General features: G+C 71.7%; 28 protein-coding genes. 13 read left to right on the top strand and 15 right to left on the bottom strand.

The window, feature by feature from the left end; all coding sequences use genetic code 11:
* Positions 1-154 precede the first annotated feature (154 nt).
* Positions 155-3,469, top strand: a complete 3,315-nt coding sequence (locus ACIQOE_RS16410; protein ID WP_401412042.1) for a S8 family peptidase — start codon at positions 155-157, stop codon at positions 3,467-3,469.
* Between the two features lie 85 nt (positions 3,470-3,554).
* Here ACIQOE_RS16410 and ACIQOE_RS16415 read toward each other — a convergent pair whose 3' ends face one another.
* Complete coding sequence (locus tag ACIQOE_RS16415; RefSeq protein ID WP_365563396.1) at positions 3,555-4,451, bottom strand: helix-turn-helix transcriptional regulator; 897 nt, start codon at positions 4,449-4,451, stop codon at positions 3,555-3,557.
* A gap of 171 nt (positions 4,452-4,622) precedes the next feature.
* On the opposite strand from ACIQOE_RS16415, the gene ACIQOE_RS16420 reads away from it, so the two are divergent.
* Together ACIQOE_RS16420 and ACIQOE_RS16425 are read left to right on the top strand one after the other, a co-directional pair.
* Positions 4,623-5,666 carry an NAD(P)-dependent alcohol dehydrogenase gene (locus ACIQOE_RS16420; RefSeq protein ID WP_399012350.1) on the top strand — a complete coding sequence of 348 codons (1,044 nt, stop codon included), beginning with the start codon at positions 4,623-4,625 and terminating at the stop codon, positions 5,664-5,666.
* A 204-nt stretch (positions 5,667-5,870) separates the two neighbouring features.
* Positions 5,871-6,254 (top strand): VOC family protein, encoded by a 384-nt coding sequence (locus ACIQOE_RS16425; protein WP_351318645.1) that lies wholly within the window; start codon positions 5,871-5,873, stop codon positions 6,252-6,254.
* A 21-nt stretch (positions 6,255-6,275) separates the two neighbouring features.
* Here the strand turns inward: ACIQOE_RS16425 and ACIQOE_RS16430 are convergent, their stop codons facing one another.
* A complete protein-coding gene (locus tag ACIQOE_RS16430; RefSeq protein ID WP_401412045.1) occupies positions 6,276-7,382 on the bottom strand; it encodes a serine hydrolase domain-containing protein in 1,107 nt (368 codons plus the stop codon).
* 272 nt (positions 7,383-7,654) lie between these two features.
* On the opposite strand from ACIQOE_RS16430, the gene msrA reads away from it, so the two are divergent.
* The gene (msrA, locus tag ACIQOE_RS16435) at positions 7,655-8,167 is read left to right on the top strand and encodes a peptide-methionine (S)-S-oxide reductase MsrA (protein WP_351318649.1); all 513 of its coding nucleotides are present in this window, start codon (positions 7,655-7,657) and stop codon (positions 8,165-8,167) included.
* Between the two features lie 237 nt (positions 8,168-8,404).
* Here msrA and ACIQOE_RS16440 read toward each other — a convergent pair whose 3' ends face one another.
* Together ACIQOE_RS16440 and ACIQOE_RS16445 are read right to left on the bottom strand one after the other, a co-directional pair.
* Complete coding sequence (locus ACIQOE_RS16440) at positions 8,405-9,196, bottom strand: hypothetical protein (protein WP_351318651.1); 792 nt, start codon at positions 9,194-9,196, stop codon at positions 8,405-8,407.
* Positions 9,197-9,372: 176 nt separating this feature from the next.
* On the bottom strand, positions 9,373-10,335 hold the full coding sequence (locus ACIQOE_RS16445) for a threonine/serine dehydratase (RefSeq protein WP_401412047.1): 963 nt from the start codon (positions 10,333-10,335) through the stop codon (positions 9,373-9,375).
* Positions 10,336-10,634: 299 nt separating this feature from the next.
* On the opposite strand from ACIQOE_RS16445, the gene ACIQOE_RS16450 reads away from it, so the two are divergent.
* Complete coding sequence (locus tag ACIQOE_RS16450; protein WP_401412049.1) at positions 10,635-11,450, top strand: hypothetical protein; 816 nt, start codon at positions 10,635-10,637, stop codon at positions 11,448-11,450.
* A gap of 25 nt (positions 11,451-11,475) precedes the next feature.
* Here the strand turns inward: ACIQOE_RS16450 and ACIQOE_RS16455 are convergent, their stop codons facing one another.
* Positions 11,476-11,670, bottom strand: a complete 195-nt coding sequence (locus ACIQOE_RS16455; protein WP_401412051.1) for a hypothetical protein — start codon at positions 11,668-11,670, stop codon at positions 11,476-11,478.
* Positions 11,671-11,723: 53 nt separating this feature from the next.
* Here ACIQOE_RS16455 and ACIQOE_RS16460 point away from each other — a divergent pair, with 53 nt between their 5' ends.
* Entirely contained in the window at positions 11,724-12,113 is a 390-nt protein-coding gene (locus tag ACIQOE_RS16460; protein ID WP_401412053.1) for a DUF5958 family protein, read from the top strand.
* Here ACIQOE_RS16460 and ACIQOE_RS16465 read toward each other — a convergent pair.
* Both ACIQOE_RS16465 and ACIQOE_RS16470 read right to left on the bottom strand, forming a co-directional pair.
* Positions 12,110-13,009, bottom strand: coding sequence for a phosphotransferase family protein (locus tag ACIQOE_RS16465; RefSeq protein ID WP_401412055.1), 900 nt, complete (start codon positions 13,007-13,009; stop codon positions 12,110-12,112). The genes ACIQOE_RS16460 and ACIQOE_RS16465 overlap by 4 nt on opposite strands.
* 16 nt (positions 13,010-13,025) lie before the next feature.
* Positions 13,026-14,303, bottom strand: a complete 1,278-nt coding sequence (locus ACIQOE_RS16470) for a bifunctional GNAT family N-acetyltransferase/ATP-binding protein (protein ID WP_351318659.1) — start codon at positions 14,301-14,303, stop codon at positions 13,026-13,028.
* Between the two features lie 124 nt (positions 14,304-14,427).
* Between ACIQOE_RS16470 and ACIQOE_RS16475 the strand changes: the two genes are divergently transcribed.
* Positions 14,428-15,051, top strand: coding sequence for a hypothetical protein (locus tag ACIQOE_RS16475; protein WP_401412057.1), 624 nt, complete (start codon positions 14,428-14,430; stop codon positions 15,049-15,051).
* A 122-nt stretch (positions 15,052-15,173) separates the two neighbouring features.
* Here the strand turns inward: ACIQOE_RS16475 and ACIQOE_RS16480 are convergent, their stop codons facing one another.
* From ACIQOE_RS16480 to ACIQOE_RS16490, 3 genes are all read right to left on the bottom strand, one after another.
* A complete protein-coding gene (locus ACIQOE_RS16480) occupies positions 15,174-15,458 on the bottom strand; it encodes a hypothetical protein (protein ID WP_362643955.1) in 285 nt (94 codons plus the stop codon).
* A gap of 231 nt (positions 15,459-15,689) precedes the next feature.
* A complete protein-coding gene (locus ACIQOE_RS16485) occupies positions 15,690-16,283 on the bottom strand; it encodes a DUF4291 domain-containing protein (protein ID WP_401412059.1) in 594 nt (197 codons plus the stop codon).
* Between the two features lie 70 nt (positions 16,284-16,353).
* On the bottom strand, positions 16,354-17,472 hold the full coding sequence (locus ACIQOE_RS16490; RefSeq protein WP_365570875.1) for a hypothetical protein: 1,119 nt from the start codon (positions 17,470-17,472) through the stop codon (positions 16,354-16,356).
* Positions 17,473-17,649: 177 nt separating this feature from the next.
* On the opposite strand from ACIQOE_RS16490, the gene ACIQOE_RS16495 reads away from it, so the two are divergent.
* A complete protein-coding gene (locus ACIQOE_RS16495; RefSeq protein ID WP_365563346.1) occupies positions 17,650-18,804 on the top strand; it encodes a cystathionine gamma-synthase in 1,155 nt (384 codons plus the stop codon).
* A gap of 7 nt (positions 18,805-18,811) precedes the next feature.
* On the opposite strand, the gene ACIQOE_RS16500 is transcribed toward ACIQOE_RS16495, so the two are convergent.
* From ACIQOE_RS16500 to ACIQOE_RS16510, 3 genes are all read right to left on the bottom strand, one after another.
* Positions 18,812-19,060, bottom strand: a complete 249-nt coding sequence (locus tag ACIQOE_RS16500) for a hypothetical protein (protein WP_351318668.1) — start codon at positions 19,058-19,060, stop codon at positions 18,812-18,814.
* Positions 19,057-19,563 carry a sigma factor-like helix-turn-helix DNA-binding protein gene (locus ACIQOE_RS16505; protein ID WP_351318670.1) on the bottom strand — a complete coding sequence of 169 codons (507 nt, stop codon included), beginning with the start codon at positions 19,561-19,563 and terminating at the stop codon, positions 19,057-19,059. Before ACIQOE_RS16505 ends, ACIQOE_RS16500 begins: the two co-directional genes overlap by 4 nt.
* Positions 19,564-19,862: 299 nt before the next feature.
* Positions 19,863-20,357 (bottom strand): MarR family transcriptional regulator, encoded by a 495-nt coding sequence (locus ACIQOE_RS16510; RefSeq protein ID WP_351319010.1) that lies wholly within the window; start codon positions 20,355-20,357, stop codon positions 19,863-19,865.
* 167 nt (positions 20,358-20,524) lie between these two features.
* On the opposite strand from ACIQOE_RS16510, the gene ilvA reads away from it, so the two are divergent.
* The 3 genes from ilvA (at position 20,525) to ACIQOE_RS16525 (ending at position 23,945) form a co-directional block, all read left to right on the top strand.
* Positions 20,525-21,754 (top strand): threonine ammonia-lyase, encoded by a 1,230-nt coding sequence (gene ilvA / locus ACIQOE_RS16515; protein WP_365563338.1) that lies wholly within the window; start codon positions 20,525-20,527, stop codon positions 21,752-21,754.
* A 329-nt stretch (positions 21,755-22,083) separates the two neighbouring features.
* Entirely contained in the window at positions 22,084-23,097 is a 1,014-nt protein-coding gene (locus ACIQOE_RS16520; RefSeq protein WP_362643959.1) for an ATP-binding cassette domain-containing protein, read from the top strand.
* Positions 23,098-23,165: 68 nt separating this feature from the next.
* Positions 23,166-23,945: an ABC transporter permease gene (locus ACIQOE_RS16525; RefSeq protein WP_399012464.1), complete on the top strand. Its 780-nt coding sequence runs from the start codon at positions 23,166-23,168 to the stop codon at positions 23,943-23,945.
* A gap of 58 nt (positions 23,946-24,003) precedes the next feature.
* On the opposite strand, the gene greA is transcribed toward ACIQOE_RS16525, so the two are convergent.
* Together greA and ACIQOE_RS16535 are read right to left on the bottom strand one after the other, a co-directional pair.
* Positions 24,004-24,504 (bottom strand): transcription elongation factor GreA, encoded by a 501-nt coding sequence (gene greA, locus ACIQOE_RS16530; protein WP_351318678.1) that lies wholly within the window; start codon positions 24,502-24,504, stop codon positions 24,004-24,006.
* A gap of 169 nt (positions 24,505-24,673) precedes the next feature.
* The gene (locus tag ACIQOE_RS16535) at positions 24,674-25,072 is read right to left on the bottom strand and encodes a DUF4307 domain-containing protein (protein ID WP_351318680.1); all 399 of its coding nucleotides are present in this window, start codon (positions 25,070-25,072) and stop codon (positions 24,674-24,676) included.
* 138 nt (positions 25,073-25,210) lie between these two features.
* Between ACIQOE_RS16535 and mca the strand changes: the two genes are divergently transcribed.
* A complete protein-coding gene (mca, locus tag ACIQOE_RS16540) occupies positions 25,211-26,092 on the top strand; it encodes a mycothiol conjugate amidase Mca (RefSeq protein WP_351318682.1) in 882 nt (293 codons plus the stop codon).
* Entirely contained in the window at positions 26,085-26,324 is a 240-nt protein-coding gene (locus ACIQOE_RS16545; protein ID WP_365563330.1) for a hypothetical protein, read from the top strand. The genes mca and ACIQOE_RS16545 overlap by 8 nt, the downstream gene beginning before the upstream one ends.
* The last annotated feature ends 4 nt before the right edge of the window (positions 26,325-26,328 follow it).

Here is a 26,328-nt window from a genome sequence, read left to right on the forward strand (position 1 = left end):
CGCGGCCCTTCTCTTACCGGTCTCTCATCTATTGAGCCCGCTGATCACCCCCCGGCATACTCCGTGTTCCGGGGGGTCGGCGTACGTGCGTACGAGGCTTCCCTCGGCCGGGTGAACGGGGAATTCGCCCGGGACACCGTCTCCAGGGGGAGTCTTGCGCAGACAACTGAGAAGGGCTGCCGCGGCCACGGTGGCCACGGCGGCGGCCGTCGCCCTCGCCGCGGGCATGACCGGCCCGGCGTCGGCGAAGCCGGAAGGGCGCGCCCCGGCCGCCGCCGCGGCGGCCTCGGTCGCCGGCCGGCACCACGTCACCCTGATCACCGGCGACCGGATCACCCTGGACGCCAAGGGCCGGGTCGTCGGCCTGGAGCGGGCCGCGGGACGCGACCACATACCCTTCCAGATCCGCAAGGCCGGCGGGCACACCCTCGTCGTCCCCGGTGACGCCCTTCGGCTGGTCGCCTCCGGCACGCTGGACCGGCGGCTCTTCGACGTCACCGAGCTGGACAAGGCCGCGACCCGCAAGGCGCAGCGAGGCGGCCTGAAGGTCATCGTCGGCTACCGGGGCGCCGCCGGCACCGCGAGGGCCGAGGTCCGCGACGCCGGCACCCTGCGGCACAGCCTGCGCACGCTCGACGCCGACGCCGTGCAGACCCCGGTCAAGGACGCGCCGGAGCTGTGGGACGCCGTCACCGACGGGGACAGGGCCGCCTCCGGCATCGCCCACGTCTGGCTCGACGGCGTCCGCAAGGCCAGCCTCGACAAGTCCGTGCCGCAGATCGGCGCCCCCAAGGCGTGGGCGGCCGGGTACAACGGCAAGGGCGTCAAGATCGCCGTCCTGGACACCGGTGTCGACACGACCCACCCGGACCTCAAGGACCAGGTGATCGGGTCCAGGAACTTCACCGCCGCCGCCGACGCCTTCGACCACTTCGGCCACGGCACGCACGTCGCGTCCATCGCGGCCGGCACCGGCGCCAGGTCGCACGGCACGTACACCGGCGTCGCACCCGGCGCGAAGATCCTCAACGGCAAGGTCCTGGACGACACCGGCTCCGGTGACGACTCCGGCATCCTGGCCGGCATGGAGTGGGCCGCGGCCCAGGGCGCCGACGTCGTCAACCTCAGCCTGGGCGGCTACGACACCCCGCAGATCGACCCGCTGGAAGCCGAGGTGAACAAGCTCTCCGCCGAGAAGGGCATCCTGTTCGCGATCGCCGCGGGCAACGAGGGCCCCGAGTCGGTCGGTTCACCGGGCAGCGCGGCCGCCGCGCTCACCGTCGGCGCCGTCGACGGCGCCGACCGGCTCGCCGACTTCTCCTCCACAGGACCCACCGCCGAGGGCACCATCAAGCCGGACGTCACCGCGCCCGGAGTCGACATCACCGCGGCCGCCGCCAAGGGCAGCGTCATCGACCGGGAGGTCGGCGAGAACCCGCCCGGCTACCTGACCATCTCGGGCACGTCGATGGCGACCCCGCACGTCGCCGGCGCCGCCGCGATCCTGAAGCAGGAGCACCCGGACTGGGGCTACCAGCAGCTGAAGGCCGCGCTGACCGGCTCCGCCAAGGGCGGCAGGTACACGCCGTTCGAGCAGGGTGCGGGCCGGATCCAGGTCGACAGGGCCGTCAAGCAGACCGTGGTCGCCGACCCGGTGTCGGTCGACTTCGGCGTGCAGCAGTGGCCGCACTCCGACGACACCCCGGTCACCCGGCAGCTCACCTACCGCAACCTCGGCACCAAGGACGTCACCCTCGGCCTCTCGGTGAGCGGCACCGGCCCGCGGGGCGCGGCGGCCCCGGCCGGCTTCTTCAAGCTGGGCGCGGACAAGGTGACCGTCCCGGCCGGCTCCACGGCCGCCGTCGGCGTCACCGTCGACACCCGGCTGGGCGGCACCCTCGACGGCGCCTACTCGGCCTACGTCACGGCCACCGGCGACGGCCAGAGCGTCCGGACGGCCGCCGCGGTCCAGCGTGAGGTCCAGTCGTACAGCGTCACCCTCAGGCACATCGGGCGCGACGGCACCCCGGCCGGTGTCTACAGCACCGACCTGGTGGGCTCCTCGGGCCTCGGCGAGGGCCGGGACTACGCGGTGCCCGCCGACGCCTCCGGGACCGTCACGATCCGGGTGCCGAAGGGCACGTACCTGCTCGACGCCCTGATCGCCAAGGACCTCACCACCTTCGAGGGCGGTGTCGACTGGCTGGTCCAGCCCAGGCTCAGCGTCACCAGGAACCTCACCCTCACCCTCGACGCCCGCACCACCAGGGCCGCCGACATCACGGTGCCGGACGCCCGGGCCAAGCCCGGCTTCGCGACGATCGACTACATGTACGACCCGGTCGGCGTCGGGTTCGGAATCGGCCTCGACACCTTCGACAAGATCCGGATGGCGCCGCTGGGCGGCGAGGTCGCGAGCGGTCTGTTCCAGACCTGGAGCGGCCAGTTCACCAAGGGCGCCGGCGAGGAGTACGACGTCGCCACCAGCGCCCAGGTCAAGAGGATCCAGGGCGACAAGGTCCGGCACTTCAAGGCCGGCGAGTTCGCCACGGTGGTGAACAGCCTCGGCGCCGCCGCCTCCGGCAAGACCGGCGCGGTCAGCCCGTGGGGCATCGTCGGCGAGGACATGGTGATGGGCGGTTACACGGAGCAGAAGCTGCCCGGCAGCCGCACCGTCCACGTCTCCACCGTCGACGGCGCCCGGTGGGGCTTCGACTTCGCCCAGTTCAGCGGCCACGACGCCCAGGGGCTGCCGGTCGCCGACGCCTTCTACACGAGCGACCCGCAGCCCTACAAGGCCGGCCGGAGCTACCGGAACACCTTCAACAGGGCGGTCTTCGGCCCGCACCTGACCGCCGAGTTCGGCCTGTACCGCTACGGGAACCAGATCTCGGGCGTCGTCCCGCTGTTCTCCGACAGCGGCAGGCACGCCGGTTCCTCGGACTTCCTGTCGGTGAACACCACCCTGTACCGCAACGGCGCCAAGGCGGGCTCCAACAAGGACCCGCTGTTCGGCGACGGCGTCTTCACCGTGCCGTCCGCCGACGCCGAGTACCGGCTGACCACCTCGGTCATCCGCTCGGTCAAGGTCGCCGCCGCCTCCACCCGGATCGACGCGAGCTGGACCTTCCGCTCGAAGAAGGCGACCGGCCCCGCCCCGGTCCTGCTCCCGGCGTCGACCGTCCGCTTCGGCGCCGCCACCGGCTCGGACAGCCGTGTCGCGGCGGGCTCGACGGTCTCCTTCCCGGTCACCGTCGAGGGCGCCGCCGCCGGCCGCAACCTGAAGTCCCTCGCGGTCTACGTGTCGTACGACTACGGCAAGACCTGGAAGAAGCTGACGGTCGTCCACGGCAGGATCACCGTCAAGAACCCGGCCAAGGGCAAGGCCGTCTCGTTCCACGCCAAGATCGCCGACAAGAAGGGCAACAAGTCCACGCTCTCGGTCTACAACGCGTACTACGCCAAGTGAGCCGCGGCCGCTGAGCACCCCGCACGGCGAACGGCCCGCCGGAAGCCATGCTTCCGGCGGGCCGTTCCGCGCCTCGGGGGCCGGCTCAGGGCGCGGCGACGCGGGTCGCGTCCGTGCCCCAGCTGGCCAGCAGCCGCAGCGCCTGAGCCGACGCGGAGCCCGGCTCCGCGTGATACGTGACCAGTGACTGGTCCGGGTCGTCCGGCATCCGGAACGACTCGTAGCTGAGGGACAGCTCACCCACCAGCGGATGGTGCAGGCGCTTCAGGCCGTGGCTCTTCTCCTTGACGTCGTGCGTCGCCCACAGCCGCCGGAACTCCTCGCTCTTCACCGACAGCTCGCCGACCAGCGCCGAGAGCCGGGTGTCGTCGGGGAAACAGCCCGCGTCCATGCGCAGCAGACAGACGATGTCGATCGCCTTCTGCTCCCACTCGACGAAGAGATCCCGGTACTCGGGCCGCAGGAACACCAGCCGCGCCCAGTTGCGCTCCGCGGCCGGCAGCTCCGACCAGTCCCCGAAGACCGCGGCCGCCATCCCGTTCCACGCCAGGATGTCCGAGCGGCGCCCGCTGATGTACGCCGGCACGCCCTCCATCGCCTCCAGCAGCTGCCCCAGCGCCGGCCGCACCTGCTGCGGCCGCGCCGACGTCCTCTTCTTGTGCTGCTTGCCCTTGGCGAGGTGCATGAGGTGCGCGTGCTCGGCGTCGGTGAGCCGCAGCGCCCGCGCGATCGCGTCCAGCACCTCCGCCGACACGTTCCGCCCGTTGCCCTGCTCCAGGCGCGTGTAGTACGCCACCGACACCCCGGCCAGCTGCGCCAGCTCCTCGCGCCGCAGCCCCGGCACCCTGCGGTGCCGCCCGAAGTCCGGCAGCCCCACGTCGCCGGGGAGCAGCCGGGCCCGCCGGGTGCGCAGGAACTCGCTCAGCTCGGCACGCCGGTCCAGGGGCGGGGAGGCGGGGGAGGTCGGGGACTGCTCTTCCATACGTCCAGTATTCACGGTCGTACGCACGCGAACCTGACCCCGCCAGTGGTAGGCACGGCGGACGTACGCAGAGGCGGGGGCTGGGTGGCGGACGTAGCGTGGAGGAGGCTGGATGCGTGCCCGGGGAAGAAGGTGACCGGACACGACCACACCCCTAGGAGAACCCCCCTCATGACCACTGTTGCTGCTTACGCCGCGCCCGCCGCGAAGGCCCCGCTGGAGCGGACCACGATCGAGCGGCGCGCGGTCGGCGAATTCGACGTCCTCATCGACATCGAGTTCGCCGGTATCTGTCACTCCGACATCCACCAGGCCCGCGAGGGCTGGGGTACGGCGATCTTCCCGATGGTGCCCGGTCACGAGATCGCGGGCGTCGTCTCCGAGGTCGGCCCGGGTGTCACCCGCTACGCGGTGGGGGACCGCGTGGGCGTCGGCTGCATGGTCGACTCCTGCCGCGAGTGCGACAACTGCAAGGCCGGTCTCGAGCAGTACTGCACCGGCGGCGGCCCGACCTTCACCTACAACGGCGTCGGCAAGGACGGGCAGCCGACCTACGGCGGCTACTCGCAGAAGGTCGTCGTCGACGAGAACTACGTCGTCCGCATCCCGGACGGCCTCTCCCTCGACGTCGCCGCCCCGCTGCTGTGCGCCGGCATCACCACCTACTCGCCGCTGAAGCACTGGAACGCCGGTCCCGGCAAGAAGGTCGCCGTGGTGGGGCTCGGCGGTCTCGGGCACATGGGCGTCAAGATCGCCGCCGCTCTCGGCGCGGAGGTCACCGTCCTGTCCCAGTCGCTGCGCAAGAAGGACGACGGCCTGAAGCTGGGCGCCACCGACTACCGGGCGACCAGCGACCCGAAGACCTTCGAGGACCTCAAGGGCACGTTCGACATCATCCTGAACACGGTGTCGGCGCCGCTCGACTTCGACGCCTACCTGTCGCTGCTGCGCACCGACGGCGCGATGGTGAACGTCGGCATCCCGGAGGAGCCGGTGCACATCCTGCTCTCCTCCGTCTTCGGTAACCGCCGCTCCCTCAGCAGCTCCGGCATCGGCGGCATCCAGGAGACCCAGGAGATGCTGGACTTCTGCGCCGAGCACCAGCTGGGCGCGGAGATCGAACTGATCGACGCGAACCAGATCAACGAGGCGTACGAGCGGGTCGTCAACAGCGACGTCCGCTACCGCTTCGTGATCGACACGGCGACCATCTGAGTCACCGCCGCTGCCCCCGGCCGAGCAGCCGGAGCAGACAGGGGCCGCCGACCAGGGAGGTGCGCACCCACCGGGATCTCCAGCGGAGGCACCAGGGTGCGGGCCGCCGGGTCGGCGGCCGTCGGCAGGACGAGCCATCGTTTAGTAAGGCAAGGCTTACCTTAGCTGCTGTCGGGAGTACGTTGGAGAGGAGGAGGTCCCACGATGACCGTGAACCTGAACCACACCATCGTCGCCGCACACGACACCCACGCGTCGGCGAGGTTCCTGGCCGACATCCTCGGTCTCCGCGTCAGCCCGGAGTACGGCCCGTTCGTCCCGGTGGCGCTGCCCAACGGCGTGACCCTCGACTACATGGAGAGCCCCGGGGAGATCCCGCCGCAGCACTACGCCTTCCTGGTCTCCGAGGACGACTTCGACGAGATCTTCGGCCGCGTCCGGGACGCGGGCCTGGACTACTGGGCCGACCCGCACCACAGCCGGCCCGGCGAGATCAACACCAACGACGGCGGCCGCGGCACCTACTTCGACGACCCCAACGGCCACCGCCTGGAAATCCTCACCCGCCCCTACGGCAGCGGCGGCTGAGCCCTCGCCGCGCGCACCCGGTCACCCCCGCAGGCCCTTGATCCCGTCCTGCGCGGCCATCACCAGTTCGACCGCGCGGTTGTCGGCCGCCGGCTCACGCATCTGGTTGGTGACGTAGGCGATCGCCATCCGCTCGTCCGGGTCGACCCAGACCAGCGCGCCGCCCCAGCCGCCCCAGCCGAGGGCGCTGCCGAACAGGCCGTAGCCCAGGCCGTACCGGGAGGGCATGCCGAGGATCCGGTCGACACCGTCGAACTGCTCCTCCCGCGCCCTTGCGGCACCTTGCGGCGACAGCACCCGCGCTCCGCCGACCGTTCCGCCGCAGGCGAGCAGGGACTGCACGAGGGCGACGGAGCGGGCGTTGCCGAACCCGCTCGCGGCGGGGATCTGGGCGCGCCGCCACGCGAGGGAGTTGCCGTCCCGGACGCGCAGGACGGCCACACCGGCACGGGACGCGTCGCCGTCCCGGGCCCCGGCCGCGTAGTCCTCGTCCCGGCCCGGCGGCGGCACCGTGAGCGCCACCCTCCGGTCGTCCTCGCCGCCCAGCCCGATGTGGAAGTCCGCGCCCAGCGGTCCGGCCACCTCGGCCGCGAAGAACTCGCCCACGCTGAGCCCGGTGATCCGGCGCACGACCTCGCCGACGAGGAACCCCTGGGTCAGGGAGTGGTACCCGGCCGCCGTCCCCGGCTCCCACTGCGGAGCCTGCCCGGCGAGCCGCGCCGTGGCCGTCGTCCAGTCGTACAGCTCCTCCACCGGCCCCTCCCAGTCGGGCAGCCCGGCGGTGTGCGAGAGCACGTGCCGCACCAGCACGCCCGCCTTGCCCGCCGCGGCGAACTCCGGCCAGTACCGGGCCACCGGCGCGTCGGGATCCAGCTCGCCCCGGTCGATCAGGACGAGCGCGCACAGGGCCGTCATCGTCTTGGTCACGGAGTACACGTTGACGATCGTGTCCCGCTCCCACGGCACGGTCCGGCCCGCGTCGGCGAACCCGCCCCACGCGTCGACCACGGGCCGTCCGTCCACGAAGACGGCGACGGCACCTCCCACGTCCCCCTCGTCCAGCAGCCCGGAGAGCATGGTGGGCACGGCGGCGAACAACTCGTCCCAGGAGCCTCGGATCTCGGCCATGGGAGCCATTCAGCCCGTGCTGCCCGGCGGACGCAACCCCTTTCGCGGCGGCTTGCCGGCGGCGGTGGTGCGGAGCGGCGGCCCGCCGGAGCCCCGGCGGGCAGGTGATCGCGCCCGGTGCGCCGCCGTACGCGATCACCACCGGACCCTTGCGGACGGGACGCGGAATCGCCCGGGGCCCTCGCGTGTTGTGGGGAGTGGGCGCGGGAGGCCGGCGATGGACGGGCCGAACAGCCCGAGTGACCGAGCTGAGAGAAATTGGAGGGTCCGTAATGGCTGGGCAGACGCAGAGGGCCGTGCTGGCGGGCGGATGCTTCTGGGGGATGCAGGACCTGATCCGCCGGCTTCCGGGCGTGACCGGGACCCGGGTCGGGTACACCGGTGGGGACGTGCCGAACGCGACGTACCGCAACCACGGCACGCACGCGGAGGCCATCGAGATCCTCTTCGACCCGGAGAAGACCGACTACCGGGCGATCCTGGAGTTCTTCTTCCAGATCCACGACCCGAGCACCAAGAACCGCCAGGGCAACGACATCGGCCTCAGCTACCGTTCGGCGATCTACTACGTCGACGACGAGCAGAAGCGGATCGCCGAGGACACGATCGCGGACGTGGACGCGTCCGGACTGTGGCCGGGCAAGGTCGTCACCGAGGTCGAGCCGGTCGGCCCGTTCTGGGAGGCCGAGCCCGAGCACCAGGACTACCTGGAGCGCTACCCGGACGGCTACACCTGCCACTTCCCGCGCCCGGGCTGGCGTCTGCCGGCCCGCGCCGAGAGCTGACCGCGGCCGGCCCGCGCCGGGGCCGGGGGCACGTCACCACGCCCCCGGCCGCGTGCCCCGGCGCCACGATCCCCACCGTGGCGGACGGAGACGGAAGCACCCGCGGGTCCGGAACGACCCGAGGACTCGGCCGGGAGGGCGCCTGGCGGGCCGTCCTGCTGCTCGCCTTCACCGGTAAGGCGAGGGCCGGCCCTCGCCGGACGGGCGGCCGCCCGCGGTGGCTCCGCGGGCCGCGGGTCAGGCCTTCAGCCGGGCCCGGTCGCCCATCACCACGACCGGGTGAAGGCGCGGATCCAGGGTGTGCAGCAGGGTCTTCATGCCGGACTCGGGAACGGTGACACAGGCGGACGTGCCGTCACCGTGGTCCAGGTGCAGCCATATGCCGCCGCCCTTCTCCACTCCCTGCGGACGGGTCCAGTCGAACGGCGGTACGCCCTTGAGCCGGTTGTAGTCGATGGCGATGACGTAGTCGAACTGGTGGGCGGTGTCCTCGTCCACGTCCTCGTCGATCATCGACGTGAAGGCGTTGTCGTCGTACCAGTAGCGCAGGTGGCTGCCCGGATCCTCCAGCGACCCTCCCGCGTCGGTCAGGGAGAAGACGCCGACGGGACTGCGGTCGTCGTCCAGGCGGTGCGCGGTCGTCCAGCCCGCCCTGCCGTTGTGCGCGGGCCAACTGCCCTTGATCTTCCAGGCGTTGTTCTGCTTCTGGTAGAGCACGACGGTGCCCTCGTCGGAGTCCCGGCCGTCGCCGTAGACGACCACGGCCTGCTGGGCCTGGGCCGGTACGCGCTTGGACATGACGCTTCCGACGCCCGGCAGGGGCGGAGCCTTCTTCGGGGCGGGCGAGTGCGACACGGACGGGATGTTCACGCCCGGGGCGCCGACGTGACTGCTGTGGCCGCCCGGTCCGGCGCACGCCGCGGTCGCGGCCAGCACGACCGAGCAGGCGACGGCCGCGGATATGACATGACGTGCGCCACCGCGCCGCGCCGACGAGGAACTGGAGCGTATGAGAGTTGATGTCCGCATGACCGGATCCTGTGGCGGTTTGCCCCCGGCACGCATCCCGGACAGGGCATCCGGGCTAGCGCCGTGCGGCGGACGAGTTCACGGGAGGCCGACCGTGTGACACCGGCCGGCCCGACGTCCGGCGGCGGGACCCGTGGCCGCGTCACCCGCCGACCCAGCCCCGGTAGGTGTCCGCGTCAGCCGCCGACCCAGCCCCGGTAGGCGTCCGCGTCGACGTTGCCGCCGCACACGACGGTGACCACGTGCCGGCCGGCGAAACGGTCGCGGTCCTCGAGGACCGCCGCGACACCGAGCGCGGCCGACGGCTCCACGACCAGCCCGGCGTGCTCCAGGAGCATGCGCATGCTGGCGACGATCGACGCCTCCCGGACCAGGACCGCGTCGTCGGCGACCAGGAGCAGGTCGTCCAGGACGGCCTTCAGGGGACGGCGGCCCGCGACGCCGTCGGCGATGGTGCGGACCGGGCCGGTCGTGACGACGCGCCGCGCGTGCCACGAGCGGGTCATCGCCGGTGCGCCCAGCGGCTGGACGCAGATCACCTCGACCTCCGGCGCCAGGGCCTTCAGCACGTGACCGACCCCGGTGGCCAGCGCCCCGCCGCCGAGCGCGATCAGGACGGCGTCGAACGACGGTACGGCACCGGCCAGTTCCAGGCCGATGGTGGCCGCGCCCTCACAGGTCTCCACGTCCAGGCTGTCCTCCAGCAGCCGGACGCCGTCGTACCGCGCGATGGCCGCCGCGCGGTCGCGGGCCGACTCGTGGTCGCCGTCGACCAGTTCGAGCCGGGCGCCCAGCGCGCGGATCCGGTCCAGCTTGGCCGCCGTCGCCGAGCGGGACGCGACGACGGTCACGTCGAGTCCCCGGTTCCGCCCGGACCAGGCGAGGGCCTGGCCGAGGTTGCCCGCGCTGGCGCACACCACGGCCGTCGAGCCACTGGCCGCGAGGAGGCTCGCGGCCAGTTCGGTACCGCGGCCCTTGAAGCTGCGTACCGGGTTCGCCGTTTCGAGCTTGATGCTCACCGCGCATCCGAGGCCGGGCTCCAGCGCCTCGCAGCGGTAGAGCGGGGTGTCCAGGAACACCGGGTCGATCACCCGGCGAGCCGCCCGGATCCGGCCGGTGTCGAGGCGCGTCCCCTGCATGGCACGGCAGCGTAGCGCCGTCCGCCCGGCCGAGGCGTCCGCGGCGGCGGATCCCGTCCGGGACCCGGGCCGACGCTTCCCGTGTCGCTCTCCGGCCGACCGGTGGCCGTCCCCTAGGCTCTGGTCGCCGCGGAGGCCGAGAACCCGGCTCCCGAACCCGATTCCTGATCTTCACGGAGGGCAGTACGGCGGGGATCAACCGCGAACGCCTCGTCAGGACACTGACGTTCTGGCTTCGTCCCGCCTTCGCGCTGCGGGTCGTCAACCGGTTCCAGCGGATCGTCGGCTTCGACCGCTCGATGGCCCTGGCCTCCAGCGCGCTGACGACGCTGATCCCGCTCTCCATCCTGCTCGGCGCCGTCCTCGGCACCTTCGTGCACGCCGACGCCGCGGCACGGATCATCAGGCGCTACCACCTCACCGGAGCGGGTGCCACCGCCGTCAACTCCCTTTTCTCGCCCGCCGAGGGCACCAGCGCGAGCGTCGGCGTCTTCGGGGCCGTGTTCCTGGTGATCTCGGTGCTGAGTTTCGCGCGAGCGGCCCAGCGGCTCTTCGAACAGACCTGGGAACTCAAGCCGCTCAGCGTGCGCAACACCCGCAACGGCCTGTGGTGGATCCTCGGCTTCGGCGGCTACGCGGTGGTGACCGCGCTGCTCTCCGCGCCTAGCGGCGGGACCGTGCCGCGGGTGGCCGCCTCGCTGTGCGAGGTACCGGTGACCGCCGCCTTCCTGGTCTGGAGCGGCCGGATCCTGTCCGCGCGACGGATCGGCCGCCGGGACCTGCTGCCCTTCGCCGTCGCGGGCGCCGTCCTGACGGCGGCCTGCTCGACCGGCGCGAAGCTGTACATGCCGCGCCTGTTCAACTCCTCCGTCGAACGCTACGGCGTGGTCGGCGCCGTCTTCGCGATGGTCTCCGCCCTGTTCGCGGTCGCCCTCGTCCTCGTCGCGTCGGCGGCCCTGGGCCGGGAGGTACGCGACGAACTCGGCCGGATCCGCCAGGGCCACCGCCCGTCCGACCACGAGATCCGCCGCGAGTGGGACCTCGTGGTCGCCCAGGCCAGATCCCGATGGCACACGGCCCGCGAACAGGTGTCCCGGCATCGGGGCGGGGACTGAAGGTCCCGCGATCGGGTGGTGGCCGTCAGCGGGGGAGGACCACTCCGGCGCTGGCCGGTTCGAAGCTGTCGTCGCCGAGGTCGCCGAGGTCGCCGAGGTCGCCGCGGACGACGTCCTCCTCGGAGCCCGTCTCCACCGGCTCGTTGAACCGGAAGGCCGTCGCGTGCCGTTCCTCCCGCCGGGCCCGCCGGACGGAAAACGTCGAGCGGCCGGAGACCATCACCGGGCACCATGACGGTGCGAACGGCTCGCTCGGTCCGGCGGGAGGCGGACATGCACCAGCACGAGCTGATGATCAACCAGCTCGCCCAGGGACTGCGTCCTACGGCGGACGGCGTGGCATGGTTCGCCGGCCTCGCGGAGGACGACCGACGTCTTGTGCTGAGGGCTCTGGAGCAGTTCTGTGTGCAGGCCAGTGCCACGGAGGCCGACGTCCCCGAGGCCATCGCGCGCTCCGGCGTGCGTCCGACGTACTCACCGGCGGTGATGCTGACACGGTGGCGGCTGCACATGACCGGACTCCCTTCCTACGACCTTCCCAGGGCGTTCCGGCTGCTCGTCGCTCTGCTGGCCGTTGCCGACGCCCGCCGACGGGCGCGCTTCTGCGCCGACGGCTGCTCTCACGCATGGCACCACCTGGGCCCCGGCCAGGTCGGCTCCTAGGACGCGAACAGCCACTCCAGTGCGGTGAGGCTCTTGTCGACGTACCGGTGCTGTCCCGTCCCGATGCCGTGGGCCAGGTCCTCGAAGACGCCGCATCTGGCGTAGAACACGGCGCGTTCGACGAGAGCCGCCGGGTCCGCGGTGCCGGTTCGGTAGCGGTGGACGGCGGCGCGGGTGGCAGCCGGGCCGAGATCGCGGTGGAGCAGCCCGAAGTCGCGGGCCGGATCGACGACCGCCGCGTCGCTCCAGTCGACGACGCCCGTCACCGTCCACGTGACCGGGTCGACGAGGACGTGCTCGATGCCCAGATCGTTGTGGGAGAACACCGGGGTGTGGTCGTCGTCCGGCGGCGCGGCGGCCAGGAACGCCTCGACGGGCCGCCGGTGTTCCGCCGGTATCCGCCCGGCCACCGACGCGTGGTCCGCAGCGGCCTGCCGGCGCCACTCGGCGGTCGGCCGGCGGTCCGCGTCCACCAGACCGGCCAGCCGCCCGGCCGGCACCGCGTGCAGCGCGGCGAGGAAGTCGCCGAGCCCGGCCCCGATCGACGCGGCGTGCGCCGCACGTCCGTGCCGCGGCAGCTCCAGCAGCGGGACGCCCGGGAGCTTCGGGTAGGCCATGCATCCCTGCTCCGCGACCGTGAACACCGGTTCGGGGACGGGCAGCGGCGAGATGCCGGCGACGGCGGCGAGCAGGCGCGCCTCGCGGTCCACCTGGGCGCCGCGCCGTACCGGGTCGGGCTCCTTGGCGAAGCGCACGACCAGCTCGCCGTTCACCTCGTACGCCAGGTTGTCCAGGCCCTCGCCGAGCGGCACCACGGACGCGATCCGGTAGCCGGGCAACCGCCCGGCCACGATGCCGGGGACGTCCGCGGCACGGCCGCCTCTGCGACGGGACACGCGCCCACCCTACGGTTCAGAGCCGGCTGTAGGTGTCGATGTCCTCGGCGAACTCCTCGATCGTGTGCGGGGTCAGAGTCGGCCGGGTCTCACCGATGGCCGCCATGTAGTCCTCGGTGGTGGCCGCGCGCCCCTCGCGATGCGTCACCTCGTACTCGAACGCCGCCTGGGCCCCCTTGCGGGCGGCGAATTCGATGTCCGCCGGGGTGAACAGCTCGCTGGCCTGCACCAGTCGGCCGAGATCCACCGAGCTGTCCGAGGCCGTGAGATAGCGGGCCCAGATCGCCGCGCGGGCGGTGGGGTCCGGCGGCCCGATGGGGATGACGTAGTCGAACCGGCCCGGTCGCAGGAACGCCGCGTCCAGCGAACGCACCGAGTTGGTGGCGCAGGCCAGCAGCCGTGCGTCGTGCTCGCGGAAGACGGGGATCAGCTTGAGCAGCTCGTTGGTCACGCCGTGCCCCGGGTCGACCGCCTTCCCGGAGCGCACACCGGCGATCTCCTCGACCTCGTCGATGAAGAGCAGCACGGAGTCCAGCTCCGCCAGGTCCGCGAAGGCCTCCCGCAGCGCCACGGCCAGCCCCTCGTTCGTGTCGGCCGCCAGCCGGGAGGGGAACAGCTCCACGAACGGCCAGCCGAGCCGCGAGGCCACCGCCTTGGCGAAACTGGTCTTCCCGGTGCCCGGCGGCCCGAACAGGATGATCGACTTGGGCGGGACGACGCCGTAGCGGTCCGCCAGCGCCGGCTCGGTCAGCGGCAGCACGACACGGCGTTCGACGATCTCCTTCTCGCGCTCCATGCCGGCCATGGCGTCCCAGAGCCCCTCGGGCAGCATGCGGCCGCCCAGCGCGGCGAGGACGTCGGCGTTCGCGGTGCCGGGCGGTTCCTGCTTCTCGTAGTAGGTCAGGCCGGACCGCGACCGGTAGCCCGAGTTCTCCAGGGCCTTCGTCCCGGCGGCCCCGGCCGGCAGCAGCGCGCTGACATGGCGCACCCCCAGCGCCCGCAGCCGCCGTTCCAGCTCGGTGAGGAGCGCGCTGCCGATCCCGCGCTCGCGCCAGCGCGAGGCCAGCGCCACCAGCAGGATCCATCCCCGCTTGTCGGCGGCCTGGGCCACGGCCATGCCGACCAGCTGCCCGCCGACCACCGCGACCACCGCCGTCTGCCCGGCCTTCGCCGCGGCCATCACCTCGGAGACGGGGAACACCCGGTGCTCGTCGGCCTGCCGGCTCTGGTCCCAGATCTGGATGGCCTGGTCGAGATCGTCGTCGTGATAGTCACGCAGATGCCAAGCGGGCATCGCCACCACCTCACCCGGCGCGGAGTACCCATTGTCCTCTGTGCGGTGCTTCATGGCGAACCAGGTCGGCGACGGCCGAAAGTACGGTGCGACCTGCGGGCCAGGATCGTTAAGGTCCCTCACCATGGGCACGGACATCCACGGCGGGATCGAGTTCCGTCATCCCTACGCCGGGACCGAGGACTACGACGGCGAGCCGTGGGTGACCGCCATGGACCTGTGGCCGCTGTACGACGAGACCGACTACACGTCCTTCGGCCTCCTCTTCGGCGTCCGCAACCACGCGGGGTTCCGGCCGCTCGCACCCGGTCGCGGTCTTCCCGCCGACGCGTCGAGCGGCATACGCGCACAGCTCGGCCCCTGGATCGACCGGGGCGAGCTGGACGGCGTGAGCTGGATCAGCTGGGCCGAGATCGCCTCCGTCGATCCGGCGACGGCACCCGAGCACCACGTCGGCCGTGTGACCTGGCATCAGCGGTCGCAACCGTGGCTACGGCGTACCCGACTCGTCTCCCGGCCCTGGCCGCCGGACGTGCCGGCCGCCGTCGGCGTACCCCCGTGCGCCCCGGACACCACGGCGGAACGCGTCGAGTGGACCACCGGTGAACTGATCTGCGCCTACGAGCCGCTGACGGCCGGCGCCGTCCTGGGCCCACAGACACACTGGCCACACGTCTTCGCCGTCATGAAGGCCCTCGCCGACCGCTTCGGCGGCGACGGTGTCCGCCTGGTCGTGGCGTTCGACTAGGGGCAGGGTGCCGGGACCGGCTCACCGGCCGGGGTCCGTGAAGGCGTCTCGAACTCTCACGTCCGGCCTCGTTCGGAGAACCGGCCTCAGGGGAGGGACCGGCCCGGCCGGACCGAACGCGGTCACGCGGAAGCCACCACCTCGCCGGCCATGACCTCGGGCGGGTTGGGGAGCAGCGACGCGAGGTTGTCCCGTACGAAGTCCGCAGCGACCGAGATCGACTCCTCGGCACCGGCCCGGTCCCTGAAGACGCTCGTCGAGACCATCACACCGTTTCCCGCGTCGATCCAGTAGTAGGCCACGAAGCCGGACACCTGACGCATGAGCGGCACGAACCCCTCGCCCACGAGACGTGCCGCCTCGGCCGGATCGGTCACTCCTTCGTACCGCCGGACTGCTACGTACATCCCCAAGCTCCTCACGGCGTACGGGGTTCGTCCCTTGCTGGGACGAGGTATCCCGGCGGAAGCCGCCCGGCCCACGAGGCGCCCGGCAATCATCCGAAGGGCCGCCCCGGCTGATCCGAACGGCGGTTGCCTGCCCGGCCGCGTCGGCTCAGGGCACCTGCCGAGTCGTTACCGCGATCGACACCTTCCGCCCGCTGAGGGCCGGAACGGTCTGCCGGGCGGACCGGCCCTTCACCCGTCGAGGCGGGCGAGCGACTCCTCCTCGACGGGATAGGGGCGTTCCTCCGGCAGCAGGCGGGCTGCGGAGGTCAGGTCGCCGGCGCTGACGAGGGCGTGGATCTCGTGGGCGAGCGGGGTCACGTCACGGATGGCGAGGGTCCACTCGTCCGCGTAGCGTCGTGCGGCCTCGCCGGACAGGCCGAGCTGCAGGGACCGGTACGGCAGGGGCCGCAGGTGCAGGTCGCGCTCCGGGTCCCACTGCACCCGGGTCGGCGCGTGCTTCAACTGCCGCTGCCAGGTGGCCCGGTCGGGGTGGACCCCGCGGGTGTAGCTCGACAGACAGGCGTTGCGCACCGCCCAGTCGAAGCCCGCACGGCTGATCTCCACGGCCAGGACGGTCTCCTGTCCTTCCTTGGCGCCCCAGCCGCAGCGGTACATCATCCACAGGAACGACGGCTTGATCCACGTCATCCGGTCCCGCTTCCACGCACCGGGAAAGCGGCCGTCGCGGACGGCCGGGCCGCCGATCTCCGGGGAGTACGCCTGGTAGACGGTGATCGTGGATTCCGAGTGGGCCGCGCGGATCCTGCGTTGCGGTTCTTCCATGGCGTACAGGGTGCGGGCGGGCCCGTTCAGGCGGCCACCGAATTTCCGAGGGCCGTGGGTGGCCGGTTGCTCAGCCGGGCAGGGTGGCCGGGCTGCCGCCGTTCGCCTCGTAGCCCGCGACCGCCAGTGCGCGGTACAGGGCGAACTCGGCGGCCGGGTTCGCGGACAGGGTCCACGGCAGGGCTCCGACGTGTCCGTCGACGTGTATCAGCTCGGCCATGGCTTCCGACCAGCGTTCGGAGCGGACCAGGAAGAAGACCAGCAGGTGCCGGACGTGGGCGAGCATCGGGTCGTCCTCGCGGGCCGAGTGCACCGCGTGCAGGGCGCCGTGGACCGCCTTGGTGACGACCTCGCTCTGGTAGAAGCTCGCCACCAGGTTGACCTCGGGGAGGTGCTCGAAGACCGCGAACAGCGGCATCGCGGCCAGCAGCGAGCCGCGCGGAGCGCGTGCGGCGGCGGCCTCGGCGAAGGAGTACGCCGTCTCGCGCGAGCCGTGCCACTTCTCGCACCAGTAGTGCAGGGCCGCGAGGTGCGCCCCCATGTGCGCGGGCGCGCGGTCCAGGATCTTCAGCCAGAGCTGCTCGAACTCCTGCTGCGTGTACTTCAGCCCGCGGGCCACCGACAGCTCGATGACGTACGGCACCGGGTCGCCGGGGGACAGCAGCGCTGCCTGCCCGCAAGCGTCCCTGGCCTCCTCCATGATGATCCGGAAGTCGTCCGTGCCCGGCGTCGACGTCCGCCACGCCTGCTGCACCAGGAACTCCGCGTGCACGGCCGCGCCGCCCGCGTCCTTGGGCTGCTCGGCCCGCCACACCCGCAGCCACTGCCCGCCCGGCGTCTCGCTGACCCCGCCGGGGCGCTGCTGGAGCTCCAGCGCCGCCGCGCCGGCGAAGGCCTGCACCCGCTGCCAGCGCAGCTCGCCCGCGATCTCCGTGCCCGCCAGCAGCTGGGCCGCCGCGTGGTAGTCGTGCGTGCGCTGCACCACGTCCAGGACGTCGAGCAGGTCGTGGTCGGGCCCGGGCATGCGGATGTCCAGGTCCTCCTCGCGCACGAATCCGTAGTCCGCCGGGTCGGCGGCGTCCGGGTGGCTCGGGTGGACCTGCTCGATCATGCCGCGCCGCCGCCGCAGGACGGGGAGCAGCACGAAGCTCAGCAGGAGCAGCGCCATCAGGGCCCAGAGAATCGCCATGCGTCAAGCGAACCAGACGGCGCCGACAATTGGCCAACCGGTCGTCGCGGCCTGTGGACAACGAGGGGCGGAGGAACGGCGGCGGCACCTTCCCGCAGGCCGAGGTGCGCGGTACATGCCAGGGCCGCGGGCCTTCGGGACGCGTGAGCCGGGAGGTGAGCACTAGGCTCATGACCTATGAGCGACAGGCACATCAGTCAGCATTTCGAGACCCTCGCCATCCACGCGGGCAACACGGCGGACCCCCTCACCGGTGCGGTCGTACCGCCGATCTACCAGGTCTCGACCTACAAGCAGGACGGCGTCGGCGGTCTGCGCGGCGGCTACGAGTACAGCCGTAGCGCCAACCCCACCAGGACCGCCCTGGAAGAGAACCTCGCCGCGCTGGAGGGCGGCCGCCGCGGACTCGCGTTCGCGTCCGGACTGGCGGCCGAGGACGCCCTGCTGCGCACGCTGCTCAGCCCGGGCGACCACGTGGTCATCCCGAACGACGCCTACGGCGGCACGTTCCGGCTGTTCGCGAAGGTCGTCTCCCGGTGGGGCGTGGAGTGGTCGGTCGCCGACACCAGCGACCCGTCGGCCGTGCGCGCCGCGATCACCCCGCAGACCAAGGCGGTCTGGGTGGAGACCCCGTCCAACCCGCTGCTCGGCATCACCGACATCGCCGCGGTCGCGCAGGTCGCCCACGACGCGGGCGCCCGGCTCGTCGTCGACAACACCTTCGCCACGCCCTACCTCCAGCAGCCGCTCTCGCTCGGCGCGGACGTCGTCGTGCACTCGCTGACGAAGTACATGGGCGGTCACTCGGACGTGGTCGGCGGCGCGCTGATCGTGTCGGACCAGGCGCTGGGCGAGGAGCTGGCGTACCACCAGAACGCGATGGGCGCGGTCGCCGGACCGTTCGACTCGTGGCTGGTGCTGCGCGGCACCAAGACGCTCGCGGTCCGCATGGACCGGCACAGCGAGAACGCCACACGGATCGCCGACATGCTGACCCGGCACCCGCGCGTGACGCGCGTGCTGTACCCGGGCCTGCCCGACCACCCCGGTCACGAGACCGCCGCCAAGCAGATGAAGGCCTTCGGCGGCATGATCTCCTTCCAGGTCACGGGCGGCGAGGAGGCGGCGGTCGCGGTCTGCGACCGCGCCAAGGTGTTCACGCTCGGCGAGTCCCTGGGCGGTGTCGAGTCGCTGATCGAGCACCCGGGCCGGATGACCCACGCCTCGGCGGCCGGTTCCGCGCTGGAGGTGCCCGCCGACCTGGTGCGCCTGTCCGTGGGCATCGAGAACGTCGACGACCTGCTGGAGGACCTGCAGCAGGCGCTCGGCTAGGTCCCGGTCACCAGCCGACGATGGGCGGAGTCGTCGTGGACGGCGGCTGCGCCCACGGCCGGACCACCGCCGCCCACCAGATGAACGCCACCGCCGCCGCGCTCAGCAGCAGCCACAGCACGCGGCGGGCGGTGCGCCGGCGGCGCAGCAGGCGGCCGCCCCGGCGCAGCACCTCGCCGTGCAGGTCGGGCGGCACCCGCGGCGGCCGCTGGTCCATGATCCGCCGGGCGGCGGCCTCGCGTTGGACGCGGTTCACGACGGTGCCACCTTCGCTCCCATGACAGTGGGCGCCGCCTTCGCCGGCGGGTGCAGCAGGGTGGCGGTGGCCCGGTCGCAGATGGCGTGCACGCGCTCCGTGGGCAGGCCCAGCAGGGCCGCGGTCTGCTCCTCGGCGACCCCTTCGTACAGCCGCAGCACCAGGATCAGGCGTTCCTGGGCCGTCAGGACGGCGAGGGCACTGTCCGGGTGCGGGCGGGTGCGGCTCAGCGGCCCGGCGTACCGGTGCCAGACGGAGTTCGCGAAGCGCAGGGCCAGGTGCTGGCGGGCCCGGTCGTACGGGTCCTCGCCGCGCAGCCGGTCCCAGCTCGCGTACGTGTGCGCGAGCGCGAGGGCCAGCAGGCGCCGTGCGCGCGGGTTGGCGTCCGGGGCCTCCGCGGTGAGCAGGGTCGCGGCATGCAGCAGCCGGCCTGCCGCGCCCGCGACGAACGCCTCGAACTCCCGGGCCCGGCGGGCGTCCTGGAACGCCTGCCGATCTCGCACCGTACCTCCCCCTCCACGGGCCCCACCGCGTCCAGGTCCGGACGGGGGGCCGGATACGGACACGGATTCGGATGCGACCGAGGCCCGGTCTCATATGAGGCCAGGGGTGCCCCCACGTCAAGAGCCGGGCGGCACGCGCGCGTACCGGATGTCCGGCGGGACGGATCGGGACGGAAACGGGGACACCTTCGGCAGCGGCCCGGAGCCGGGACGGGACCGGGAGCCGAAGTGGCTCGGAGCGGAAGCGGAAGCGGGAGCGGGTGACGGGGCTCGGCGCGTGGTCGAGGCGCCGGGCGGGGTCAGGTGGCCGGCGGGGTGTCCGAGGCCGGCTGGACGGTCATCCGGGCGGACAGGGCGGTGTTGAAGCGCGTCAGCAGCGCGCAGAACGTCTCGCGCTCCTCCGGCTCCCAGTCACGGGTCAGCTCCGCCATCAACTGCCGCCGCGAGGACCGTACTTCGTCCAGCCGTGACAGTCCGCGCGGGGACAGCTGGAGGACCACCGCCCGTCCGTCCTCGGGGTGCGAGGTGCGCTTGACGAGCCCGGTGTCGACCAGCGGAGCCACCTGCCGGGTGACCGTGGAGGAGTCGATCCCCATGCTCGCGGCGAGCGCCTTGACCCCCATGGGGCCTTCCTTGTCCAGGCGGTTGAGCAGCAGATACGCGGCGCGGTCCATGGAGTTGCGCACCTGCCCGACGCCGCCGAGCCGGGTCTGTTCGGCACGGCGCGCGAACACCGCCACCTCGTGCTGCAGCGTGTCGAGGAGACCGGTGTCACCGACGGTCGTCATGTCCATCGACATTTCAGGTGTTGTGGGCATGGCCGGGGGCTCACTTCAGGAAGAGTGCTGGTGTGGGGGACAGAGTACGCGGACAGGGGTCGGGCCGTACCGGCGCTGCGCAAACCGGTCTCGGAGCTTGGTCACACCCAGGGCTTTGGCCTGTGAACTGCGAGACTTGAGTCATGAGCTACAGCACGGCTGACTCCTTGCGCCCTGTCACCCTCGACGACGTACGAGGCGCCCAGAAGATGCTCACGGGCGTGGCGCGGGTGACCGCGATGGAGACCAGCAGGCACCTGTCCCAGCTGGTCGGCTCCCCGGTGTACCTCAAGTGCGAGAACCTCCAGCGGACCGGTTCGTTCAAGCTGCGCGGCGCCTACGTGCGGATCGCCGGGCTGCTGCCCGAGCAGCGCGCGGCCGGGGTGGTGGCGGCCAGCGCCGGCAACCACGCGCAGGGCGTGGCCCTGGCCTCCGCGCTGCTCGGCGTGCACGCCACGGTGTTCATGCCGGTCGGCGCGCCCCTGCCCAAGATCAGCGCGACCCGGGAGTACGGCGCGGAGGTACGGCTGCACGGCCAGGTCGTCGACGAGACCCTGGCCGCCGCCCAGGAGTACGCGGCCGAGACCGGCGCGGTCTTCATCCACCCCTTTGACCACCCCGACGTCATCGCAGGTCAGGGCACGGTCGGCCTGGAGATCCTGGACCAGTGCCCGGAGGTCGGCACGATCGTCGTCGGGGTCGGCGGCGGCGGGCTCGCGGCCGGGATCGCGGTCGCGGTGAAGGCGATCAGGCCGGACGTGCGGATCATCGGCGTGCAGGCGGAGGGCGCGGCCGCCTACCCGCCCTCGCTCGCGGCCGGCCGCCCGGTCTCGGTGCACCAGCCGGTGACGATGGCCGACGGCATCAAGGTCGGACGGCCGGGCGACGTACCGTTCGCGCTGGTCGAGGAGCTGGTCGACGAGGTCCGCACGGTCGGCGAGGACCGGCTCTCCGCCGCCCTGCTGCTCTGCCTGGAGCGGGCCAAGCTGGTCGTGGAACCGGCCGGTGCGGCGCCGGTGGCGGCGCTGCTCGCCGAGCCCGGCGGCTTCGCGGGACCGGTCGTGGCGGTGCTCTCCGGCGGCAACGTCGATCCGGTGCTGATGCAGCGGGTGCTGCGGCACGGCATGTCCGCGCAGGGCCGCTACCTGGCCGTACGGCTGCGGCTGACCGACCGGCCGGGTGCCCTGGCCACGCTCCTCGCGGTGCTGTCGGGCGCCGATGCCAACGTCCTGGACATCAGCCACGTGCGGACCGACCCCCGGCTCGGGCTCTCGGAGGTGGAGGTCGAACTGCAGCTGGAGACGAAGGGCCCGGTGCACTGCACCGAGCTCGGACACGCGCTCCGCGAGGCCGGTTACACGGTCATCGACTGACCCGGGCCGCCGCTCCCGGCCACCGCCGAGCGGCCAGGGCCTGCCGACCGGGGACTGCCGGCCGGGACCGCCGCGCACCCGGCGGCTCCCGGCCGCTTCCCCCGACGGAGGAGCGGGTGAGTCGGCGAGCCGGTGAGGCCGGCCGGGTCAGATCCCGTTCATTCACTCGTTCGAGAAAATCTGTCGACGGACGCGATACATCGCGTTATGGTGTGTCGCATGGCGAGGGGGCCGCGTCCGCCTGCCGTCGTACTGGCGAAAACCATAGGCGGCCCGAAGCGCGCATACCTAGCCTTTCTCGAAGAATCCTCGACGACGTGGAGACTCATATGCCAGGCGCCATCTATGCCGAAGGCCTGGTGAAGACCTTCGGTGACGTAAGGGCTTTGGACGGCGTCGACCTCGATGTCCCCGAAGGCACCGTCCTCGGACTGCTCGGGCCGAACGGCGCCGGCAAGACCACCACCGTCCGCTGCCTGACGACCCTGCTCCGTCCCGACAGCGGCAGGGCGGTCGTCGCGGGCCTGGACGTGGCCCGGCAGCCGGACGCGGTGCGCCGCTCCATCGGCCTGTCCGGACAGTTCGCGGCGGTCGACGAATACCTGACCGGCCGCGAGAACCTGCAGATGGTGGGCCGTCTCTACCAGATGGGCGCCAAGCAGGCCAAGGCCCGTGCGGTCGAGCTGCTGGAGCAGTTCCACCTCACCGACGCCGCCGACCGCCCCGCCAAGACCTACTCCGGCGGCATGCGCCGCCGCCTCGACCTCGCGGCCGCCCTGGTCGTCTCGCCGCCCGTGATGTTCATGGACGAACCGACGACCGGCCTCGACCCGCGCAACCGCCAGCAGCTGTGGGAGGTCATCAAGCAGCTCGTCTCCGGCGGTACGACGCTGCTGCTCACCACCCAGTACCTGGAGGAGGCCGACCACCTCGCCCACGACATCGCCGTCGTCGACCACGGCCGGGTCATCGCCCAGGGCACCTCCGACCAGCTCAAGGCCCGCACCGGCGGCGAGCGCGTCGAGGTCGTGGTGCACGAGCGCGACCACATCCCGACCGCCGGCGAGGTTCTGCGCGGCTTCGGCAAGGGGGAGACCACCGTCGAGGAGCACACCCGCAAGCTCACCGTCCCCGTCACCGGCGGCGCCAAGCTGCTCGCCGAGGTCATCCGCGAGCTGGACTCCCGGGGCATCGAGATCGACGACATCGCGCTGCGCCGTCCGACCCTCGACGACGTCTTCCTGTCCCTGACCGGACACACGGCCGAGGAGAAGACCGAGGACACCGGCGAGGCGGACCGCAAGGACACCCGCAAGGACAGCCGCAAGGAGACCGTGAAGTGAGTGCCGTCAGCGACACCGTGCGGGTAGCCGCCCCGGGCAACGCCGTCACCCAGTCCTTCCGCGACTCGATGGTGGTCGCGAAACGCAACCTGATCCGGATGTCCCGGATCCCCGAGATGCTGATCTTCGGGCTCATCCAGCCCATCATGTTCGTGGTGCTGTTCACCTACGTGTTCGGCGGCTCGATCCAGGTCGGCTCCTCCACCTCCACCCAGGCCTACCGCGAGTTCCTGATGGCGGGCATCTTCGCGCAGACGGTGACCTTCGCCACCGCGGGCGCGGGCGCCGGCATCGCCGACGACATGCACAAGGGCCTCATCGACCGCTTCCGCTCGCTGCCCATGGCGCGCGGCGCGGTACTGACCGGCCGGACCATCGCCGACCTGGTGCAGACCGCGCTCACCCTGGTCGTGCTGGCCGTCGTCGCACTGATCGTCGGCTGGCGCACCCACGAGAACATCGGCAAGGTGCTCGCCGGCTTCGGCCTGCTCCTGCTGCTCGGGTACGCGTTCTCCTGGATCGGCGCGCTCATCGGCCTGTCCGTGCGCACCCCCGAGGCGGCCACCTCGGGCGGTCTGATCTGGCTGTTCCCGCTGACGTTCATCTCGAACGCGTTCGTGGACGCGAGCCACCTGCCGGCGTTCCTGCGGCACATCGCGGAGTGGAACCCCTTCAGTGCCACCGTCCAGGCCGCCCGCGAGCTGTTCGGCAACCTGCCGCCGGGCTTCAACGCGTCCAGTGCCTGGCCCATGCAGCACCCGGTGGCGGCCTCGCTGATCTGGTCGGTCGCGATCATCCTGGTCTTCCGGACGCTCGCGGTCCGCAAGTACCGCTCGGCCACCGCCTGACGGAGGAACGACGACGCCCCCGGCGTCCGTGGACGACGGGGGCGGATGTTCGTGGGGGTCAGCCGGAGTAGGGCTCGGCCTTGAGGATCTTCACCGACGCCTTCTTGCCGTTCGGCAGCTCGTACTCCGCGTCCTCGCCCACCTTGTGCCCGATGACACCGGTGCCCAGCGGGGACTGCGGCGAGTAGGTCTCGACATCGGAGCTGGCGTACTCCCGCGAGGCGAGGAGGAACGTCATGGTGTCGTCCTCGTCGCCGTCGAAGGCGATGGTCACCACCATGCCGGGCGCGACGGCGCCGTCCGTCGAGGTCGGAGCCTCGCCGACCTTGGCGTTCTCGAGAAGCTGGGTCAGCTGGCGCACACGGAGCTCCTGCTTGCCCTGCTCCTCCTTGGCCGCGTGGTACCCGCCGTTCTCGCGCAGGTCGCCCTCCTCGCGCGCGGCCGCGATCTTGGCGGCGATCTCCGTGCGCGCAGGACCAGACAGGTACTCCAGCTCGGCCTTGAGCTGGTTGTACGCCTCCTGGGTCAGCCAGGTGACGTTCTCGCTGGTCTGGGTCACAGGTGCTCCTCGTCGGTACTGGGAATACAAAGCATCGCCCTACCCAGAAGCATGTTCCTTCACGGAAGGGCGAAACCACGAGCCTAACAATTCAACGGCATAAGGGGGAGGACATAAGCCATCAGAATCATGTCAACGCAGGTCAGGACCCACGGATTGATGGCCGGTGTCAGCCGGAGTGGCAGCCCAGCAGCTCCGCGGTGGTGCCACGGGCCGTCGTACGGAGCGTGACCACCTTGTCGATCTCGGTGGCCGGACCGTTGAACCGGAAGTCCGCCCGGCCCACCTCGGAGCCGTCCGCCGCCTGGGAGCGCAAGGTGCAGTAGCCGGAGGCACCGGCGTCCTTGTGGACCTCCAGGTGCACCTGGACCGCGGAGGCCGAGGCGTCGAAGGTGACCACCTGCGCGCTGATCTCGCTCTTCACCACGTAGTGGTAGGCGAAATAGCCGACCAGGGCGAGCAGCAGGGCGCCCAGGACGGCACCGGTGATCTTGAGCTTGCGGTCGGCGGCCTCGTCCGAGGAGCGGCCGTAGCGGCCCTCGGGCAGCCGCGCACTCGCGGTACTCATGATCGTCCTCCTGGCAGGAATCCCGCCCGGACCCTGCCGGTCCCGGACCCCGGAATTATTCGCCCCCCGATTCGGTCACTATAGAAGCGCCGATCGCACCCGAAGACACCGGGGCGCCGACTTACTGAGGATTGAGTCTTGACTGACCAGCTGCGACTGATGGCCGTCCACGCCCACCCCGACGACGAGTCGAGCAAGGGCGCGGCCACCATGGCGAAGTACGTGTCCGAGGGGGTGGACGTGCTGGTCGTGACCTGCACGGGCGGGGAGCGCGGCTCCATCCTCAACCCCAAGCTGCAGGGTGACCAGTACATCGAGGAGCACATCCACGAGGTACGCAAGAAGGAGATGGACGAGGCCCGGGAGATCCTCGGCGTCAAGCAGGAGTGGCTCGGTTTCGTCGATTCGGGTCTGCCCGAGGGCGACCCGTTGCCGCCGCTCCCCGAGGGCTGCTTCGCCCTGGAGGACGTCGACAAGGCGGCCGGCGAGCTGGTCCGCAAGATCCGCGCGTTCCGCCCGCAGGTGATCACCACCTACGACGAGAACGGCGGCTACCCGCACCCCGACCACATCATGACCCACAAGATCTCGATGGTGGCCTTCGAGGGCGCGGCCGACCGCGAGAAGTACCCCGAGGGTGAATTCGGTCCGGCGTACCAGCCGCAGAAGCTCTACTACAACCAGGGCTTCAACCGCCCGCGCACCGAGGCGCTGCACGAGGCGCTGCTCGCCCGCGGCATGGAGTCGCCGTACGGGGACTGGCTCAAGCGGTGGAGCGAGATGGAGCGCACCGAGCGCACCCTGACCACGCACATCCCGTGCGCGGACTTCTTCGAGATCCGCGACAAGGCGCTCATCGCGCACGCCACGCAGATCGACCCCGACGGCGGCTGGTTCAAGGTCCCGATGGAGCTCCAGAAGGAGGTCTGGCCGACCGAGGAGTACGAGCTCGCGAAGTCGCTCGTCGATACCTCCCTCCCCGAGGACGATCTCTTTGCGGGCATCCGCGACAATGCCTGACATGAGCGCAAGCGCAAATCTGGCACTGACGCACCTCGTCCCCCTCGCCAAGGAGGTCGACGAGAACAAGGTCACCCCCGGCATCCTCGGCTTCATCGTCTTCGCGGTGATGGCCGTGGCGGTCTGGGGACTGATGAAGTCCATGACCAAGCACATGCGGAAGGTCGACTTCAAGGAGTCCCCGGACGCCAAGGCGGACCCGGGGACCACGGTGGCCGATTCCAAGAGCTGACCGG

Origin of the sequence: Streptomyces sp. NPDC091282, assembly GCF_044757385.1 — a bacterium.
GTDB classification, from domain to species: Bacteria; Actinomycetota; Actinomycetes; order Streptomycetales; family Streptomycetaceae; genus Streptomyces; species Streptomyces gramineus.

What these genes read in the sequence shown, in the direction of transcription:
- ACIQOE_RS16535 (WP_351318680.1), bottom strand. Translation starts at nt 25,072, where the DNA reads ATGAGTACCGCGAGTGCGCGGCTGCCCGAGGGCCGCTACGGCCGCTCC.
- ACIQOE_RS16460 (WP_401412053.1), top strand. Translation starts at nt 11,724, where the DNA reads ATGCACCAGCACGAGCTGATGATCAACCAGCTCGCCCAGGGACTGCGT.
- ACIQOE_RS16470 (WP_351318659.1), bottom strand. Translation starts at nt 14,303, where the DNA reads ATGCCCGCTTGGCATCTGCGTGACTATCACGACGACGATCTCGACCAG.
- ACIQOE_RS16440 (WP_351318651.1), bottom strand. Translation starts at nt 9,196, where the DNA reads ATGCGGACATCAACTCTCATACGCTCCAGTTCCTCGTCGGCGCGGCGC.
- ACIQOE_RS16545 (WP_365563330.1), top strand. Translation starts at nt 26,085, where the DNA reads ATGCCTGACATGAGCGCAAGCGCAAATCTGGCACTGACGCACCTCGTC.
- ACIQOE_RS16485 (WP_401412059.1), bottom strand. Translation starts at nt 16,283, where the DNA reads ATGGAAGAACCGCAACGCAGGATCCGCGCGGCCCACTCGGAATCCACG.
- ACIQOE_RS16475 (WP_401412057.1), top strand. Translation starts at nt 14,428, where the DNA reads ATGGGCACGGACATCCACGGCGGGATCGAGTTCCGTCATCCCTACGCC.
- ACIQOE_RS16520 (WP_362643959.1), top strand. Translation starts at nt 22,084, where the DNA reads ATGCCAGGCGCCATCTATGCCGAAGGCCTGGTGAAGACCTTCGGTGAC.
- ACIQOE_RS16420 (WP_399012350.1), top strand. Translation starts at nt 4,623, where the DNA reads ATGACCACTGTTGCTGCTTACGCCGCGCCCGCCGCGAAGGCCCCGCTG.
- ACIQOE_RS16445 (WP_401412047.1), bottom strand. Translation starts at nt 10,335, where the DNA reads ATGCAGGGGACGCGCCTCGACACCGGCCGGATCCGGGCGGCTCGCCGG.
- ACIQOE_RS16510 (WP_351319010.1), bottom strand. Translation starts at nt 20,357, where the DNA reads ATGGACATGACGACCGTCGGTGACACCGGTCTCCTCGACACGCTGCAG.
- ACIQOE_RS16425 (WP_351318645.1), top strand. Translation starts at nt 5,871, where the DNA reads ATGACCGTGAACCTGAACCACACCATCGTCGCCGCACACGACACCCAC.
- ACIQOE_RS16450 (WP_401412049.1), top strand. Translation starts at nt 10,635, where the DNA reads ATGGCCCTGGCCTCCAGCGCGCTGACGACGCTGATCCCGCTCTCCATC.
- ACIQOE_RS16525 (WP_399012464.1), top strand. Translation starts at nt 23,166, where the DNA reads ATGGTGGTCGCGAAACGCAACCTGATCCGGATGTCCCGGATCCCCGAG.
- ACIQOE_RS16455 (WP_401412051.1), bottom strand. Translation starts at nt 11,670, where the DNA reads ATGGTCTCCGGCCGCTCGACGTTTTCCGTCCGGCGGGCCCGGCGGGAG.
- ACIQOE_RS16430 (WP_401412045.1), bottom strand. Translation starts at nt 7,382, where the DNA reads ATGGCCGAGATCCGAGGCTCCTGGGACGAGTTGTTCGCCGCCGTGCCC.
- ACIQOE_RS16490 (WP_365570875.1), bottom strand. Translation starts at nt 17,472, where the DNA reads ATGGCGATTCTCTGGGCCCTGATGGCGCTGCTCCTGCTGAGCTTCGTG.
- msrA (WP_351318649.1), top strand. Translation starts at nt 7,655, where the DNA reads ATGGCTGGGCAGACGCAGAGGGCCGTGCTGGCGGGCGGATGCTTCTGG.
- ACIQOE_RS16415 (WP_365563396.1), bottom strand. Translation starts at nt 4,451, where the DNA reads ATGGAAGAGCAGTCCCCGACCTCCCCCGCCTCCCCGCCCCTGGACCGG.
- ACIQOE_RS16495 (WP_365563346.1), top strand. Translation starts at nt 17,650, where the DNA reads ATGAGCGACAGGCACATCAGTCAGCATTTCGAGACCCTCGCCATCCAC.
- ilvA (WP_365563338.1), top strand. Translation starts at nt 20,525, where the DNA reads ATGAGCTACAGCACGGCTGACTCCTTGCGCCCTGTCACCCTCGACGAC.
- ACIQOE_RS16480 (WP_362643955.1), bottom strand. Translation starts at nt 15,458, where the DNA reads ATGTACGTAGCAGTCCGGCGGTACGAAGGAGTGACCGATCCGGCCGAG.